The following is a 17,635-nucleotide window of genomic DNA, read 5'->3' as shown; positions in this document are numbered from 1 at the left end:
GCAGGATTAAACCTGCAACCCATAAGGTTAGGAGTGTGCGATGCGACCTGTGGTGATTATTGCCAATACACCCACTGCGAATACTTATGCGCTACGTGAAGCGGTGGCACGCGGGGCGCGGCGTAGTGCTGTGCCGATTGAAGTATTGAGTCCATTAGAGGCTTGTAGTGTGCATATTATGCGTAGTGCGGCGGTGATTTTGGGGACTACGGAAAACTTTGGCTATATGAGTGGGGCAATCAAAGATTTTTTTGAGCGTATTTATTATCCGTGTTTGGAGCAGACGCAAGGTTTGCCTGTGACACTGTATGTGCGAGCGGGAAGTGATGGTACGGGGACTGTGCAAAGTGTGACGCGGATTTTGACGGGCTTACGTTGGAAATTAGTACAAGAGCCTTTGGTGTTTAAAGGGGCTTGGCAGGATAGGTTTTTAAGTAATGCGGAGGAATTGGGCGAGGCGGTGGCGCTGGGGGTGGAAATGGGGGTGTTTTGAATGGTGGCTTAGGGGCTGAGTGGTTTTAGCTGTGCTTTTAAATCTGCTAACTCTGGATCACGACGGTGGTAGCCTGTGGCGTTGATGAGGGCTTCGGCGGCGGTGATGTGTTTAATGATGCGATTAAGACCCCCTTCCCCAACCCTTCCCCCGCAAGGGGGGCAGGGAGCTTTTTCTACTCCTTCCCCCACTTCGGGGGAAGGCTGGGATGGGGGTAGCTCAACCCCTCGTGCATCTAGTTCCGCCCACAATAGCCGCGCCATTTCCAAATGATAGTCGGTGAGGTGTAAGCGCATACCGCTGGGTTCGGCGATGTCGTAGACTTCTTGTAGGTCGGTGTGGGCTTTGGGGTAGTCTTGGGTGTGACGGTAGTAGTGGGCGCGGGCGAGTAGTCCACGAGGTAAATGATGTTGTGTGCCTGCTGCACGTAGACCGTCTACCGCTTGGTTTAGGTAGCTCTCCTGTGAGAGGGTTTTGCCTAGAGTGAGTTGAGCAAGTGCAACGTCTAAGAGCCATCTATTAGCTTTGGCAATTGCTAAAGCATGCTCCGCCCGTTCTACCCCCTCCGCTACTTGCCCTTGTGCCAACAGCAGATCGCAATAGCGAAAACCTTGCAGTGAATACAGACGTGGATACTCAGGCTGCATTTCCTGTTGTAATTGTTCCGCCGCTTGAAACAGGGCTAAAGCCTCTTGCACGGAAGTAGCTTCTCCCGCTTGATGCAGCGCATCCGCGAGGGTGGTACGAAACCCCGTACGCCAAGCTAAATCCCCCGACTGCTCGGCATAGTCCACACTCGCCCTAGCACTCTCTATCGCGGCATGAATATCACCTAGGGTCAGTTGTAGCTCGCTGAGGTTGCCAGCACCCTTAGCAGCTTCTATCCAGTTTTCTTGATGCACAAACATATCAATATTCGCTTGCATCGGCTCCACTGCCTCACGCAAACGCCCCAAGGCACGCAAACTAAAACCTGCCCAATTGAGTACTGAAGCTTTAGCATGCTCACGTAAACCCGCCGCAGGCTCTGACCAAGGAAGCGTAAAAAAATGCGCTACCCCCGCTAGATCATCACTGAAAGCCCCCAGTCTATTACAGGTATAGTTCTCACCTTCACGCAGAATCCGCGTCCAATACACCTCACCCAAAGCCTGCTGATGTAACCCCGCCGCACACCCATGCGCCACCGCCTGAAATAAAGGCTGCATCTCCTCCAACGTATCGGGCAACTCCTTCTCCGGTAGCGCCTTAAAATAAGCATACAGTTCCTTATGCACCCGCGTTTTAATCCCGCCTAATTTCTCCTGAAACTGCGCACGGAAAAACTCCCGCACCAACGGATGCAAATCCAAATACTCACCACTCCCCAACACTAACCCCTGTTCTCGCAACCGCCCCACACACTTAGCCCAACTAGCCGCCTCATATAAACGCTCCACCCCCAATTGACGCACCGCCGACTGATACCCCTGCATCAATACCCGCAGCAACTCCCGAATTAACTCCGCCTCCACTCCCTGATCAAACACCGACAGCAAATACAACAACCCCAACTCTGGCGTACCGCTCAGCTCTTTGGCATACGCCACCATAATGCGCCGCCCCTGCCAATTGACCTCCACATCGTCTTGCAACAACGGCGGCAATGTATCTAAGCGCCGATAATCCCCTTTGGCATGCGTTTTTAAATAACTCGCCACCAGCGCCAAACTATACGCATGACAGTGATACTGCTGTGCAATAGGCTTTAATGGCTCCGCTTTACCTTTCACACCCTGCTGTTGCAATAGTTGAATTGCTGCTTCCGTGCTCAGATTATCCAACGCCTGATGCACAATACCGCTATGCTCTAAGCGCGGGTCTAAGCATTGACGGCTAGTAATCACACATAGCCCGATATGGGTTTGCGCTAAGGTTTTGAGTAGGGCATAGAGCGCCTGATCAGCGATACGGTTTTTTAATTCGTCGACATGTTGCCACGTTTGGAACACTTCCAAACCATCCAAAATCAGTAAATTACGCTCGCGCTGGATCAATTGTGCTAAGTATTCGCCCTTAGCCTGCTCTGAGCCAAAACGGGTTTGCTCCGCACCAAACCATTTTAACGCATGATCAAAAAACGCTTGTGAACTGGTGTGTTGTCGATGGCTGCCTTGATTTTGAAAAGACCATGCATAGATACGTGCCGGAGGATGCAGCGCCCCTTGCCCTAGGCGCAATTGCTCACGCCACAGATTGACTAATGCCGTCTTACCCACCCCACCAAAGGCATGCAGCACCACGATACGCACCGAAGGCTGTTCCCAATACTGATTCAGCCGCGCCAGCATGTCATCACGCCCGATAATGGCATTATTATCCGTAACCGGAAAACGCAGATCGTAGATTTCTAAACCCGCAAGTGCATTGAGATGAGTAGGCAGTGAGGTAGATTTAGTAAATAAGCGCTTCCAAAAACTAACAGGTCGTGCCGGACGAATTGCCCCTAAGCTGGGCGGAATAAAGGCGGCTTGTTGAGTTAGTAAGCGATACAGCGTTTCATAATCCTCTGGTAGGCGATAAGTGCTATATTGCTTCAAAGGAATCGGCACATGCTCCACGCGCCCGTGAGAAGGAATAATGGGAATAAATTTAGCGTTACGTTGAAACGCATCGTACAAAGTTTGCGAAATCACCACGCCTTCAAACGTCACCCCACGCCCGCCCTCAGTAGCAAAACCCCAATAGCGCTCTAAATATTGCTCGGTACACACCAATAGCACATAGTCAGCCTGATCAATTTGGCGCTCCATCCACTTAATCCATCCCTCCGGTGGAAAGCCATTAATGTACTGATCCAGCACACAATCCACCCCCTCATTACGCAATTGATCCGCTAATGCCCGCACAAACGCCTTATGATTGAACGAGTCATGGCTATAGCTAATAAACACTTTCGGGGTTTTAGGCACTGAGGACATACTGATCTCACGGGGCAATGATGCATATGACTCATTAATAATACCGCTTATCAGGGTTTATGTCCGCTCTATCCCTATAGAAAATTAAAGTACTTTAGAGAAAGGGATTAACAATTTTTACATTGCCCAGCACTTGACCATGCTGCATATCTTCTGAAAACAATACTGTGCAAGCAGTTTTCTGAGCCATCCTGACAATAAGCGCATCCCAAAAAGAAAAGCTATGAAGTCGATGAATATCAATAGCTTGAATAATGTCCTCAGGCGCAATGCTAAAAACACTGAGCTGCTGACTCAGCAATTCGATTTTGCGTTGTGCTGCTTGAGCGGAAACGCCTAATTTGCGTGTTGAAGCGGCAAAATACTCTTGTAGTACTTGCGTAGACAGCACTAGATTACTGCTTGCCCAGCCACTTTGTAGCAATGCCAATGCTTTAGCTTGTTTCACAGGGTCACGCTTATCATCGGTATACAGCAAAATATTGCTATCGAAAAAACTACGTTCTTTCATGCAGTTCATCCCGATTAAATTTCCAACCGTTAGAATCCCCTTGTCCCGAAAGCGCCACAAACTCCGCAAAACTAGCTTGTGCCTGCTGCTGGCGAGTCAGTTGCTCTAGATATTCACGAATGATTTGATTTAAGCTCTTGCCCATATCTGTGGCAATTTTGCGAGCCTCATTAACCACTTTATCATCAATAGAAAGCGTAATATTCATACCACACCTCTCTTTTACACATAATAAGTGCACTATAGTTCACTAAAGTCCAAGGTACAATTCAGCCCCAAAAGCACACCATTATCATCCCTCTTTACCCACACTAAGCAATCGCCTAGGATGAGCAAACTCACTCCCCTATTGATTAGGAACCTAGCTATGAATCCCAGCCTTATTCAACACGTATCTGATGCCACTTTAGACGGCACTGCCACAATAACCCTATAGTGCCAACCATGAACTACGACTATCTAATTATTGGCGCGGGTATTGTGGGTCTGTCGACCGCGTGGCAATTAAAACAACGCCTACCGCATAAACGCATTGTGCTAATTGAGAAAGAAGCCGACTTTGCTAAACACCAAACCGGACATAATAGCGGGGTGATTCACGCTGGCATTTACTACGCTCCGGATAGTTTAAAAGCTAAATTCTGCCGTGAAGGAGCCGCCGCTACCAAAGCCTTTTGCCAAACCCATCACATTGCCTTTGAGCAATGCGGTAAATTGCTAGTCGCTACTAATGAAATAGAATATCAGCGCATGCAAGCTTTATATGAGCGTGCGCACACTAATGGCTTAGCAGTGGAATGGCTCAATGAGCGCGAATTAAAAACCAAGGAGCCTAATATTGCTGGTATTGGAGCTTTATTAGTGCCTAGTACGGGTATAGTGAATTATCGTCAAGTTGCGCAACATATTGCTCAAGAGTTTCAAAAACTAGGTGGTGAGATTCGCTTACATAGTCAAGTGATGCAAATTAGCGAACAGACTGATTCAGTGACTATTACCTTAAATCATGATTCTCAAATAGAAACCCTGCATACTCATTTTATGATTAGTTGTGCGGGTTTAATGGCAGATCGTATTACACGTTTAATGGGTTTAGCAACTAATTTTCAGATTATTCCATTTCGCGGCGAGTATTATCGTCTACCTGCTAAATACAATCAGATTGTTAAACATTTAATTTACCCTATACCTGATCCCGCTTTACCTTTTTTAGGTGTGCATTTAACCCGTATGATTGATGGCTCAGTCACGGTTGGTCCTAATGCGGTACAAGGTTGGAAAAGAGAGGGTTATGGCGCTATTAATATTAGTGCTAGAGATATGATAGAGATGCTGCAATTTAGTGGTTTTTGGCAAGTACTCAAACAGCATTGGAAGACTGGACTGCACGAAACTTATAACTCATGGTTTAAGGTAGGCTACTTAAAACAAGTACAAAAGTATTGCCCGATGATTCAGCTCAATGATTTATTACCCTACCCTGCGGGTATTCGTGCACAAGCTGTTTTAAAAGATGGCACATTAGTACATGATTTTTTATTTGCTGACAGTGCACATAGTTTACATGTATGCAATGCCCCCTCACCCGCTGCGACATCAGCGCTTCCAATCGGGCAATATATTGTGGATAAGGTATTGGCGAAGACGGGGGATTAATCAAGCCAAAGCTATTTTAAAGAGCGCCTATTGGTTATAGCTTAATGGATACGATGGCATCAGATTCAGCAATAAAATATTTACACTGCTTACTAATAAGTTCTAGCAAGGCTGCTATAAAATCCTGCTCACTTTGATTAAGCGCTAAATCATAAAAGGCTTGCGTAGCTATTGTTAATGAATTTAGGAGCTTACTAGCAATAGCCTGTAAGCGCTTAGCGACTAAAGTGCGGGGTAAATGGCAACTATCTGCAAAATCTGCCAATTGATAAGCATGTATAGCCTGAGCCTTAAATTCATCGCCTAATGCCATTGCTAACTCTTGATCAAATTGCGGGTAAATAGCAATACTCACTAAATCATAAGCAGGTGTCAGAGTTAAACCTTTGCTAGCCACAAAAAAACTAAAATTTTTACCATGCGCGTCAAAATTATTAATACATAAATTAAAGAGCACTTGATCTAATAGCTTTTGCTTATCTAAAGCAGGTTGTGGTGAATAATCAGTGAGAGCAAAAAGCTTAGGCAAACTAGCTCCCTCTCGAATATGTTTCACATCACGCCCACTACCAAAATTACGCTCGTATTTATATTCTGGTGGTAAGTTTAATGCTTGGCATCCATCAATCACATAGCGGCATTGTGTTTTATGGTCACTAATCCAGTGGCGGTCAAAACGCTTGACTAATAAAGCGGGGGAACTATCAAAACGTTTTAAGCTTACTTCAGCAACAGGTAAGCCTATAAGTGTGGCTAAGTGCATCATCATATACTCATTCAGCACAATATGAGCATGACGCTTTTGCTCAAATTTTAAAATATGCGTAGAACGCAATTCGCCCTCACCAAAACCTAATTCACCATTAGGTTTAACTACCACGTTAATTTTATCTTGTACTCCTGCCACTGATAAACGCGGTTTTTCATCCCAGACCACTAAACCATGCTGCTCACGTTGACTTAAGCGCTCAATTAACTCATCAGAAGGTAAAGGTCTAAAAGAGGTTGCTATAGTATTATTAGAGCTTTTAAATACTAAACCACTCGCCGTATCATGACCTAAAATACGAATTAAGCCAAAGGTATTATTTTTACTAACTCGATAGGATTCTAGTAAAACCTCGAAACTATTACCCTCTGGAAATAGGTTTCTAATAAAACGCTGAACATTAATAGATCTTAGTTCTTGATCTAGCGGAAGATGTGGAGATAATGCGAAATTATTGCTTTTCCATTGAGTATCATAATTCAGATGAAGCTGATCAGTATTAGGGTCAAGTACTAGCTCACCTACGGTTTGACCTTCAAATTCTATTATTAAAGTATGATTACTCATCATCCCAATTCCTAAGCTGTTCTTTTAATTCTGCTAATTCTTTATCACGACGGTGATAACCTGTGGCGTTGATGAGCTTTTCGGCTTTATCGACATGATCTTGGATTTTATTAATGGGTTCTTTGCCTTCAGCGATGAGTAGACGAGCCATTTCTAAATGGTAGTCGGTTAGGTGTAGGCGCATGCCACTATGTTCAGCGATGTCGTAGACTTCTTGGAGGTCAGTGTGAGCCTTTGTGTATTGTTTGGCATAGCGGTAGTAGTGGGCACGGATGCATAAACCTAGAGGTAACAGAGTTTTATCATCATATTCTTTGAATGCCTTTAAAGCCTCATTCAAATAAAAATTTTCTACCAAAATATCTTGCTCACTATTAATTAAAAATTCTTTTTGCAAATATATTTTTGCATAAATTAAATGACTTATAGCAAAATCCAATAAGTTATTCGTTTTTCTTGCCATATCCATTAAATAACTTGCTCTATCTAATAAGCTTGAAAAGTCTTTCTTATAAATAAGTAAATCACAATAGTAGTATCCTGATAATGAAAATAAATACTTATATTTTGCAGGCATACTACTTTGCATCGACTCAGCAAATTTAAATAACTCTAAGGACTCTTCAATAGCTAAACTATTACCTGCGCAATGTAAAATGTAAGCTAAAGAAGCCCGCTTTGAGCACTTTTGAAATATATCATTAGTTTCATCAGCATAGCTTAATGACTGCCTTGAATACTCTACAGCAGCACTAATATCCCCAAGATATAGATAGGATATACTTAAAGTATTAGCGACATGAGCAGCACGCAACCATTTTTTCTGTTTTGTACGCAGCTCAAGACTTCTATGAGCTGGTTTAAGTGCCTCTTGTAATCGACCAGAAGCGTTTAAGAAAAATGCAGAAACATTTAAAGATAAAGTCTGGTAGTCTTCTGCTAAAAAACTTACCGGATCATCCCAATACGAAATAAAAAAATTTGATATTAAGTTTAAATCTTCACTAAACGCACCTAGTTTTCTATGAAGGAAATAAGATTTTCTTTGTATACGATTCCAGTAAACTTCATTAAAAACCTTTTGATGTAACCCCGCTCTACACCCATGCGCCACTGCATGAAACAAGGGCTGCATTTCCTCCAACGTATCAGGAAATTCCTTTTCTGGCAGATTCTTATAATACTCATATAACCGTGCATGCGCTGCCCGCCACACCTCCGGCTGCCCTTCCTCCAAACGCTTACCAAAATACTCCCGAATCAAAGGATGACAATCCAGCTCCTCGCCCCCTACTCGCTCCGCCAACAACTGATACTCTTGGCGCAACGCCTCAATCGCCTCCCACCATTCACCCTCATCAATGCCTGCTGTCAACGCTGGAATTTGCGCTTCCCACAATACCCGCAACACCTCAATCTCAATCGGATGATCAAACAACCCTAATAAAGACAACAGTGCTAATTCTGTTTGCCCTACAAAATACTCTGCATAAGCTTGCATTACCTTAAAAGCGTGTTGGTTTTCTTTGGTTTTGCTAGTGGTCACTAAGCTTTTTAAAGTCAATCGTTTATGCACATCACCCTGATAACGAATACGCAATAAATTACCCAATAAACTCAACGCTAGTGCATGACAACCATACTCTTCAACAGCCCGCTCTAGCTCCTTCTTGCGACCTTTTACCCCTAATGACTCCAGTAGTTGCACACCATCAGGCAAAGCTAAATTATGCAAATTGTGGCTAATCACCTGCGCTCGATCACACAACTCATGTACCGCAATTCGCGTGGTGATAATGCACAACCCTATCCCAGAACCCGCTAGATTTTTCAATAAGGCACGCAAAGCCCGATCTTTTAGCTCACCCCGATTCGCTTTATCGGCATACTGCATCGGCTCTAAGCCATCTAGCACCAATACACAACGTTGTTGATTGAGCAATTGCGCTAAGTATTCGCCCTTAGCCTCAGGGCTAGAAAAATCTGTCTCCAGCCGCTTTTCAGCCTTTAATACTTCAAACACATGGCTAAAAAAGGGCGTTGCAGAAGTTTGCTTATCCTCACTCGACCCTTGCGAATAAAACGACCAAGCGATGAGGTTTTCAGGAGCAGCAGTATCTAACCAGTGCCGAATCAACTTAGTCTTACCCGTCCCACCTGCTGCAATAAATTGAATAATACGTATACCATTACCCGCCCAAGCAGCGTTTAATAGTGCCAATTCCTTTTCACGTCCAAAGAATGCACCTTTTACGGTAGGTAGACGGTCGGAGTGGATACGCTGCTGATAACTAGGCGAATCAGAGATAGTCCCAAGAATTTGATTTAGCTCGATCTGTTTGTCATCGATGAGGTTTTTAAGGCGTAATTTTTCTTCAACACGAGTTTCAAAGTCATGTTGTTTCCAGAGCTGTTCTAATTGGCTCAGTAAACGCGCTTTACGCTCTGAGCTGGTGGCTGGGGATGAATTTGAATCAGACATAAGCACCTACCAAACAGGGACATAGGTATTATACCGACTTATCTATAATTTTTAGCCTCTGAAGCCAATAAACGCTTAATTATTATTTAAAATCACTCATCCCTAGCCACACTCAATAATCCTTAAAAATCCCCCGCAGCACCGCGCTTCATAATATCAGTAATAATTTCCTGTACTTTTACCGCTTCGGCGTGTAGCTCAGGTGGTAAGGTTTTACCGCCATAAATCATCATATCCATATCGAGCGAATAAAGATTATATTTACCTGCTTTGTCCTGCACCATAGCAATACGGCAGGGTAAATAAGCTGAAAACGCATCACTGAAATCCACCATTTTCATCGCTGTTTGTGGATTACAAAATTGATAAATCTTGAGGAAACGTTGCTCTTTTCCGGTTTCTAATTGCACTTGTTGAGACAGAGGCAATTCACCGACCGCTTTAATATTGTGCTCATTAGCAACAAATTTCATCGCCTCTTCGGCATCTTCAGGAGACACCCCCTCAGCCAGTGGATATTTCACTACGGTTGCATCGGCTGAATTGCCCGACTCTTTGAGCTTTTTCCACATAGTCATGTAAACGTCTTTGGCTTTAGGGTCGAGTTGATCCAGCGCGGTTTTTTCAGCCGCAATGTCCATGCCGCCCATTTGCGCCATCATTGAATTAAATTTGGTATAAGCAAAACCTGCTCCGATAATGGCGAGCAGACCAATAATGGCTAAAATATTGCGAATAATAGTCATGAGTTCCTCCTAAGCATTAAATAAATCAGTGATTCTAATTCAATTAGTGTCTAGGCAGTCTAGCAACTCAACTACCCGCTTTGAATATCACTAATAGCCGTTAATACGCTGCATCTACCCCTCAGGGCTAAGATGAATCTTATTCAGGCTTAGGCTAGAGTGGTTTATTATCGGCTTTTTGTACGGGACACCATTATGACGCGCCAAACCGACTTTATTGCACCTTCGATTCTTTCTGCTAACTTTGCCAGACTCGGCGAGGAAGTGGACAATGTACTCGCCTCAGGTGCGGACATTGTGCATTTTGATGTGATGGATAATCACTACGTGCCTAATCTGACTATTGGTCCCTTGGTATGTGAAGCGCTGCGTAAACACGGTGTCACCGCCCCCATTGATGTGCATTTAATGGTCAAGCCCGTAGATCGCATTATTCCCGATTTCGCTCAAGCGGGCGCTAGCTATATTACCTTCCATCCTGAAGCTTCCGAGCATGTCGACCGTACCTTACAACTGATTAAAAACGAGGGTTGTAAGGCGGGCTTAGTGTTTAATCCTGCAACTCCTTTAAGCATTCTCGAATATGTGATTGATAAGGTGGATATGATTCTACTCATGTCCGTTAATCCGGGCTTCGGTGGGCAAAGCTTTATTCCCTCGGCTTTAACTAAATTGCGCCAAGCACGTCAGATTATTGATGCCTCAGGTCGTGAGATTCGTCTTGAAATCGATGGTGGCGTTAAAGCCTCTAATATTCGTGAAATTAAAGCAGCGGGGGCCGATACCTTTGTGGCAGGTTCCGCGATTTTTGGTGCAGCGAATGCCAATGACCCACAACGCTATAACACTATTTTGCAGCAATTCCGTGCACAATTGGCTGAGGCTCAGGTGTAATGCAGTTTCAACCGCGTTTAGTATTATGTGATTTAGATGGCACACTGGTGGATAGTGTGCCGGATTTAGCTTATAGCGTAGACCAAACCATGCAAGCGGTGGGTTTACCGCAACGTGGTGAAACGGCTGTGCGCTGTTGGGTGGGGAATGGAGTGCAACGCTTGGTCGAGCGAGCCTTGACCAATGACCTCAATGGTCATCCCGACCCAGAGCTATTTGCTCAAGCTATGCCGATTTTTATGGACTACTACCAAGCTAATACCTCAGGGTGTAGTCGGGTATATGACGGGGTGGTGGAAGGATTAGAGTATTTAAAGCAATGCTCTACTGTGCATTTAGGTTGTGTCACTAATAAAGCTGCCCAGTTTACCGAAGTGCTGTTGAGTGATTTGGGGATAGCTCATTACTTTGCTATCACCATTAGCGGTGACACGTTGCCTGAGAAAAAACCGCATCCTCTGCCTTTGCTACATGCAGCGGCGCATTTTGGGGTAGATTCCGCACAATGCTTAATGATTGGTGACTCTAAATCCGATGTAAAAGCCGCTCGTGCCGCAGGCTTTCAAATCATTTGTACTAGCTATGGCTATAATCACGGCGAGGATATTCGCCATTATCACCCTGATTATGTCATTGATTCCTTTGCTGAATTGAAGCAACTGATTCGCTGCGGCTAAACCTTTAAACTTGCCCTGTCATTAGCATAGGGCGAGTATTTTCCTCTTATTTCTTTCTCCTAGCTAGCCGCTATACTAGCGTCCACTGCTCTACTTTGGATGCTTAACTATGTCTACCCCCTCTGCACCGAAACTCGACCGTATTGATAAAAAAATTTTGCGCGAATTGCAAATCGATGGACGCATTTCATTTGTTGATCTTGCTGAAAAAGTCGGCTTGAGTACCTCACCTTGTTTAGAGCGCGTTAGACGGTTAGAGCGGGCTGGTTTAATTTTAGGCTATACCGCATTACTCAATCCTAAAGAACTCGATGCGAGTTTATTAGTCTTTGTCGAGATCAGTTTAAACTATACCTCCGGTGATATATTCGAGCAATTTCGTGAAGCGGTTAAAAGCTGGCCGCAAATATTAGAATGTCATTTAGTCGCTGGGGATTTTGATTATTTGCTTAAAATTCGTATTAAAAACATGGCATCCTATCGAACTTTATTAGGTGATATTTTACATACTTTACCCGGAGTGCGTGATTCACGTACTTTAGTGGCGATGGAAACTGTCAGTGAAACCACGGCGCTGATGATTGAATAACCCTTTTTACAGTCACGCTCAAATTTAAACAAGGATTGCTACTCATGCAGCGTATGATGCTAACTCTATTGGTTTGCATAGTGCTCATCATTAACCCTAGTCTTGCAAAAGACAAAGCTGGCTGGGAAATGCTAGAACCTAATAAAACCAATCATTTAACTTTGAAACAATTAGCCAAGCGTCATGCTGTATTATTAGACTATTTCGTTATAAATTCACTAAGGGGCAAAGGCAAACAAGCTTTTAATAAGACTCGTATTAAAGTAGCCTCTCATATCCGCTGGCTCAATGCAGCTAATACTAATCATTATAATGAAGCCTTTAAAAACTCCTATCCCTTTGCATTAAAGCATGACTTACAAGGAATGCCCGATAGTATTTTTTTAATAGCTTATTTAGAGTCACAATGGCAAGGTAAAAAAGGCAATAAAAAAGCCGACTATGGCTATTGGCAAATGACACCTGAAGTACTGAACGAGTTAAAAGCGCTACCTTATCTTCCCCAAAAAGTTCAAAACAGCTCTATCAATAAAATTCGTGAACATAAGCTACTCAGTACGCAAGCTGCTCAAGCGCATTTACATCGTTATCATTTTTATTTTGCTAAGGTGGCCCAATATGCTGAAACGGATGCTTGGCTATTAACCTTTACTGCATTTAATTGGGGTGCGGGTAATGTGAAACGCTTAATGGAGCAAGTGGTAAAAGATGGTTTAAAAGCTAATTACTCTAATTTTTACTATTATCTCTACGAACTTCATAAAAAAACACCTGAAGATAGATCATTACGTGCAGCGGTAGAATATGTACCCAAACTGTGGCATTTAGCCCAATTATTAAAAGAAGTGAATTAGATAATGTTTAGAGATATTTATGCCTTAAGCAAAGCCGTTGCACAGGAACAGCAGCTTGAATACTTTCATTTTTGGGGACATATAACTAAAGATCCGCACCAAGTGGACAAAAGCTGCTTAAGTCAATGGTTTCCAGCCACCTTTGCGGTAGAAGGTATTTACTATCCTACGGCTGAGCATTTTATGATGGCAAGTAAAGCGCGTCTTTTTGAAGATACTGAGGTACTTGCAGAAATTTTGCAGAGTAGCTCACCTCATGAAGCAAAAAGGTTAGGACGTAAAGTGCGCAGCTTTGACGAAAAAACTTGGAAACAGCAGCGGATGGATTTAGTAGTAAGAGGGAATTACGCTAAATTCTCTCAACATGAAAACCTCAAAGATTTTTTACTAAGCACAGGCAACAAAATACTCGTAGAAGCAAGCCCTTACGATAAGATTTGGGGAATTGGTATGGCTGCTGATCACGCTAAGGCTAACAATCCGCAAGCTTGGAATGGTCTAAATTTATTAGGATTTGCTTTGATGCAAGTACGCGAATCTTTACGCATAGATCTAACACATTAAAGTTAGGCTGCCAAAGATGGATTAGATCTTTAACAGCTCATTCCTAACTCTCTCCTCCCGTATAACTTTGCTTAAGTCCGCACCTTATTAGCAAAGCTATAACGATCCATACCTAAATGATTCATATCAATAGCGGGGGTTTGACCTGCTACTAAATCCGCCACTAACTTGCCAGAACCACACGCCATAGTCCACCCTAAAGTGCCATGTCCGGTATTAATAAAGAAATTAGTATAAGGGGTTGCACCCATAATAGGTGTGCCATCCGGTGTCATCGGGCGTAAGCCAGTCCAAAAATGATCTTGGCTCATATCGGACGCTTTGGGGAACATATCCGATACCACAAAACGCACCGTTTCACGCCTCTCATTGCGCAAGCGTAAATCAAAACCAGTTAACTCTGCTGTACCTGCAACCCGCACTCTATCGCCTAAACGCGTAATCGCTACCTTATAAGTTTCATCCATCACGGTAGATACCGGAGCTGCTTCTGGATTAATAATGGGCACAGTAATGGAATACCCTTTTACAGGATAAACCGGAATATCAATCCCAATAGGGCGCAATAATTGCGGTGAAAAACTCCCCAAAGCCATCACATAACTGTCGGCTGTCATTAGTCCTTGATTAGTTTGAATACCGGTAATTTGGCTATTCGCGGTTTGAATAGCTTGGACGGCTACACCGTATTTAAACTCTACTCCTAGCCCTTGCGCCATCTGGGCTAAGTTTTGCGTAAACATAAAGCAGTCACCCGTTTCATCTAAAGGCAGACGCAAACCACCCTTGATTTTATCGCGCACATGATGCAATGCAGGTTCGGCAGCAATACACCCTTCTACATCTAAGCGTTCATAGGGCACATTGCATGCATCTAGAATATCAGTGTCTTGCTTAGAACCTTGGAGTTGCTTATCGGTACGAAACACTTGCAACGTACCTTGTGTGCGTTGATCGTATTGAATATTAGTCTCTTGGCGCAGCTCCTCTAGCATCAGACGACTGTAATCGGCAATGCGTAACATGCGGCTTTTATTCACGTCATAACGTGACACCGTGCAATTGCGCAGCATCATGACCATAAAACGCAGCATTTCCCAATCCATTTTACTCACCCGAATGGCTAAGGGTGAATGTTCACTTAACAGCCATTTAATCGCTTTGAGCGGAATACCAGGGCCTGCCCATGGTGCGGAATAGCCCGGAGATACTTGCCCTGCATTAGCAAAACTGGTTTCCATACCGGATTGAGGCTGGCGCTCTAATACAGTCACTTTATGTCCTTGTTTGGCAAGGTAATAAGCGGTAGTTGTGCCAATGACGCCGCTGCCAATAATAATAACGTGCATACTTTTCATACTCCGGTGTGGTAGTTGAGCTAGTGTTGTAGTGAGTGGTGAATGATGCTCAGTATATTATCCAATTTGAGGCAGCATTTTTTATTTTTATCGCTATTCTTCCAGAAATTATTCTGGAAAATTCATTATTAGCAGTAAAAATTACTGCATATCAGCAAAATACTCCAAAAATTAAGGGAATTTTTTGGGCTGAGCTTTGTTAGACTAATGTTGAGTTACTTTAATCATTTAAAGCGCTTTGATTAAACTGATTTCTTATCCACAGCTAGGAGAAGCCAACATGCCAGATATTTATCTCGTCGCCTATGATGGGCGCGAAGCCTCTAAACGTGCTGCTCTATTTGCAGCCGAACGGGCTCAATTAGCAAAAGCTCATTTACACCTTGTTTATGTACTTGAATGGTCGCCTTATAGCTTCCTCACCCCTGATGAATTAGCCGAGCGTCATAGCCGCCGTATTGCTGAGGTGGAACGTGCCCAACAGCATATTCTGGCCCCACTAGCGGCTGAATTGACCCAAGCCGGACATACGGTCACCACGGAAGTACGCTATGGCAATGTCGCTAAAACCATTAAAGAAGTGGCGGATGAGCAGCAAGCTAAAATTATTTATCTTGCCAAATCTAATGAATCCAAATTAACCAATATGATTTTAGGAAGTGTACCCAGCACACTTATTCAAATCGCGGCTGTACCCGTTGCAGTTGTACCTTAAATCCTTAACCCCTAAAGGATCAGCTAATGAACTTTATGAAATTTTTTAGCCTATTAATGGCAATCTGGTTAACGCCTCTACAAGCTTTTGCTGAGGAACAAACAGGTATAGATAAGGCGATTAGTGATGCTGTGGCCCCGATTGCCAATGCTGTTTCTAATGTCATTTTTTACTCTTTCGAGTTTAACGGTGCAACCGTGCCGTTAATTGTACTGTGGCTTATTATTGCCGCTATTATATTCACCCTTTACTTTGGTTTTATTCAATTTCGTGTATTTGGTCATGCGATTAACCTCATTCGGGGTAAATATGATGACCCTAAAGATGCGGGTGAAGTCAGTCATTTTCAGGCTTTAGCCACTGCGGTATCAGGCACGGTAGGTTTGGGTAATATTGCAGGGGTCGCCGTTGCTGTCAGTATTGGGGGAGCAGGCGCGACTTTTTGGATGATACTCGCGGGTTTACTGGGTATGGCATCTAAGTTTACCGAATGTACCTTAGGTGTAAAATATCGTAATGAATACCCTGATGGCACTGTATCAGGTGGACCGATGTACTATTTATCCAAAGGTTTAGCGGAACAAAATAAGGCTACCTTAGGTAAAATTCTAGCGATTTTCTTTGCTATTTGCTGTATTGGCGGTTCGATTGGTGGCGGCAATATGTTCCAAGCTAATCAAGCCTTCCAGCAAGTGGTAGTAGTGACCGGTGGCGCGAATAGCTTTTTAGCTGATAAGGGTTGGTTATTCGGACTCATCATTGCGGGTTTAACAGGTGCAGTGATTATTGGTGGGATCAAATCCATTGCGCGTGTCACTGAGAAGCTTATCCCTTTTATGGCAGTGTGGTATTTGGTTACTGGCTTAATCATTATTCTCATGAATTACGATAAAATTGGTTGGGCTTTTGGGCAAATTATTGATGGCGCCTTTACCGGAGAAGGTGTTGCAGGTGGCGTAATTGGTGCACTGATTCAAGGCTTTAAGCGTGCAGCCTTTTCTAATGAAGCAGGTATTGGTTCTGCCTCGATTGCACACTCCGCCGTTCGTACTAAAGAGCCTGCTACTGAAGGGATTGTATCTACCTTAGAACCTTTCATTGATACTGTGGTTATCTGCACCATGACGGCCTTAGTTATTATTATTACTGGCTCTCTGGGTAGTGGTTACAAGGGTGTCGAACTCACTTCTCATGCATTTGGTTCTGCCGTGTCTTGGTTCCCCTATCTATTATCCGTAGCGGTGTTAATGTTTGCATTCTCCACTATGATTAGTTGGTCTTATTACGGTTTAAAAGCTTGGACTTATCTAGTCGGTGAAGGTAAAAGTAAAGAGCTAGTATTCAAGCTATTCTTCCTAGTATTTACTGTGATTGGTTCTAGTATGAGTTTAGGTCCTGTGATCGACTTCTCAGATGCGATGATTTTTGCTATGAGTATTGCCAATATTATTGGTCTGTATATGCTCATGCCAGTGGTCAAGCGTGAAGTCACTCAATACCTAGCTAAAATCAAAAGCGGCGCAATTAAGCCTGCCTATTAATAGCTCAGCGGTACGACTCCTAAAGGATTACCGTCTTTAGGGGTCGCACAAACGGCTTTCATCATCAATCTTACTTTTACTACCTTCGATACTCAGCTCAACTATTTATTATTTCTGAGCCTATGCTAGACTCAGCACCATTCTTAGTCATGATAGCTAGTTCAATATGCTTATATTCAATAAAACAAGGCGATGGCGTCTCTCCAGTTAAGTGCACTAGCAACTGGCTTTTTTTATTCGTAATAGTTTTATTGGATGA

General features: G+C 43.5%; 16 protein-coding genes and 1 pseudogene. 10 read left to right on the top strand and 7 right to left on the bottom strand.

The window, feature by feature from the left end; genetic code table 11:
- Positions 1-40 precede the first annotated feature (40 nt).
- A complete protein-coding gene (locus IPL34_RS08745; protein WP_296840723.1) occupies positions 41-493 on the top strand; it encodes a flavodoxin family protein in 453 nt (150 codons plus the stop codon).
- An 8-nt stretch (positions 494-501) separates the two neighbouring features.
- Here the strand turns inward: IPL34_RS08745 and IPL34_RS08740 are convergent, their stop codons facing one another.
- The 3 genes from IPL34_RS08740 to IPL34_RS08730 form a co-directional block, all read right to left on the bottom strand.
- A complete protein-coding gene (locus IPL34_RS08740; RefSeq protein ID WP_296840720.1) occupies positions 502-3,453 on the bottom strand; it encodes an SEFIR domain-containing protein in 2,952 nt (983 codons plus the stop codon).
- A 94-nt stretch (positions 3,454-3,547) separates the two neighbouring features.
- Entirely contained in the window at positions 3,548-3,964 is a 417-nt protein-coding gene (locus tag IPL34_RS08735; protein WP_296840717.1) for a PIN domain-containing protein, read from the bottom strand.
- A complete protein-coding gene (locus IPL34_RS08730; protein ID WP_296840713.1) occupies positions 3,951-4,172 on the bottom strand; it encodes a DUF6364 family protein in 222 nt (73 codons plus the stop codon). The genes IPL34_RS08735 and IPL34_RS08730 overlap by 14 nt, the downstream gene beginning before the upstream one ends.
- A gap of 236 nt (positions 4,173-4,408) precedes the next feature.
- Between IPL34_RS08730 and lhgO the strand changes: the two genes are divergently transcribed.
- On the top strand, positions 4,409-5,620 hold the full coding sequence (lhgO, locus tag IPL34_RS08725; RefSeq protein ID WP_296840710.1) for an L-2-hydroxyglutarate oxidase: 1,212 nt from the start codon (positions 4,409-4,411) through the stop codon (positions 5,618-5,620).
- Between the two features lie 34 nt (positions 5,621-5,654).
- On the opposite strand, the gene IPL34_RS08720 is transcribed toward lhgO, so the two are convergent.
- From IPL34_RS08720 to IPL34_RS08710, 3 genes are all read right to left on the bottom strand, one after another.
- Positions 5,655-6,959 (bottom strand): HipA domain-containing protein, encoded by a 1,305-nt coding sequence (locus IPL34_RS08720; RefSeq protein ID WP_296840707.1) that lies wholly within the window; start codon positions 6,957-6,959, stop codon positions 5,655-5,657.
- Positions 6,949-9,438: a tetratricopeptide repeat protein gene (locus tag IPL34_RS08715; protein WP_296840705.1), complete on the bottom strand. Its 2,490-nt coding sequence runs from the start codon at positions 9,436-9,438 to the stop codon at positions 6,949-6,951. The genes IPL34_RS08720 and IPL34_RS08715 overlap by 11 nt, the downstream gene beginning before the upstream one ends.
- A gap of 122 nt (positions 9,439-9,560) precedes the next feature.
- Positions 9,561-10,184: a DUF302 domain-containing protein gene (locus IPL34_RS08710; RefSeq protein WP_296840702.1), complete on the bottom strand. Its 624-nt coding sequence runs from the start codon at positions 10,182-10,184 to the stop codon at positions 9,561-9,563.
- Between the two features lie 195 nt (positions 10,185-10,379).
- Here IPL34_RS08710 and rpe point away from each other — a divergent pair, with 195 nt between their 5' ends.
- The 5 genes from rpe (at position 10,380) to IPL34_RS08685 (ending at position 13,762) form a co-directional block, all read left to right on the top strand.
- Positions 10,380-11,078 carry a ribulose-phosphate 3-epimerase gene (gene rpe, locus IPL34_RS08705; RefSeq protein WP_296840700.1) on the top strand — a complete coding sequence of 233 codons (699 nt, stop codon included), beginning with the start codon at positions 10,380-10,382 and terminating at the stop codon, positions 11,076-11,078.
- Positions 11,078-11,755 carry a phosphoglycolate phosphatase gene (locus IPL34_RS08700; protein WP_296840699.1) on the top strand — a complete coding sequence of 226 codons (678 nt, stop codon included), beginning with the start codon at positions 11,078-11,080 and terminating at the stop codon, positions 11,753-11,755. The genes rpe and IPL34_RS08700 overlap by 1 nt, the downstream gene beginning before the upstream one ends.
- A gap of 109 nt (positions 11,756-11,864) precedes the next feature.
- Positions 11,865-12,344: an Lrp/AsnC ligand binding domain-containing protein gene (locus IPL34_RS08695; protein ID WP_296840695.1), complete on the top strand. Its 480-nt coding sequence runs from the start codon at positions 11,865-11,867 to the stop codon at positions 12,342-12,344.
- 44 nt (positions 12,345-12,388) lie between these two features.
- Positions 12,389-13,198, top strand: a complete 810-nt coding sequence (locus IPL34_RS08690; protein WP_296840693.1) for a transglycosylase SLT domain-containing protein — start codon at positions 12,389-12,391, stop codon at positions 13,196-13,198.
- A 3-nt stretch (positions 13,199-13,201) separates the two neighbouring features.
- Complete coding sequence (locus IPL34_RS08685; RefSeq protein ID WP_296840690.1) at positions 13,202-13,762, top strand: NADAR family protein; 561 nt, start codon at positions 13,202-13,204, stop codon at positions 13,760-13,762.
- A 71-nt stretch (positions 13,763-13,833) separates the two neighbouring features.
- Here the strand turns inward: IPL34_RS08685 and IPL34_RS08680 are convergent.
- Positions 13,834-15,129: pseudogene (locus tag IPL34_RS08680) on the bottom strand (D-amino acid dehydrogenase); the annotation flags it as partial.
- Between the two features lie 29 nt (positions 15,130-15,158).
- Here IPL34_RS08680 and IPL34_RS08675 point away from each other — a divergent pair.
- The 3 genes from IPL34_RS08675 (at position 15,159) to IPL34_RS08665 (ending at position 17,376) form a co-directional block, all read left to right on the top strand.
- Positions 15,159-15,323, top strand: a complete 165-nt coding sequence (locus IPL34_RS08675; RefSeq protein ID WP_296840686.1) for a hypothetical protein — start codon at positions 15,159-15,161, stop codon at positions 15,321-15,323.
- Positions 15,324-15,400: 77 nt separating this feature from the next.
- On the top strand, positions 15,401-15,835 hold the full coding sequence (locus IPL34_RS08670) for a universal stress protein (protein ID WP_296840683.1): 435 nt from the start codon (positions 15,401-15,403) through the stop codon (positions 15,833-15,835).
- A 26-nt stretch (positions 15,836-15,861) separates the two neighbouring features.
- On the top strand, positions 15,862-17,376 hold the full coding sequence (locus IPL34_RS08665) for a sodium:alanine symporter family protein (protein WP_296840679.1): 1,515 nt from the start codon (positions 15,862-15,864) through the stop codon (positions 17,374-17,376).
- The last annotated feature ends 259 nt before the right edge of the window (positions 17,377-17,635 follow it).

This window comes from Thiofilum sp., assembly GCF_016711335.1.
Lineage (GTDB): Bacteria > Pseudomonadota > Gammaproteobacteria > Thiotrichales > Thiotrichaceae > Thiofilum.
This window is presented reverse-complemented; position numbering and strand designations above follow the sequence as displayed.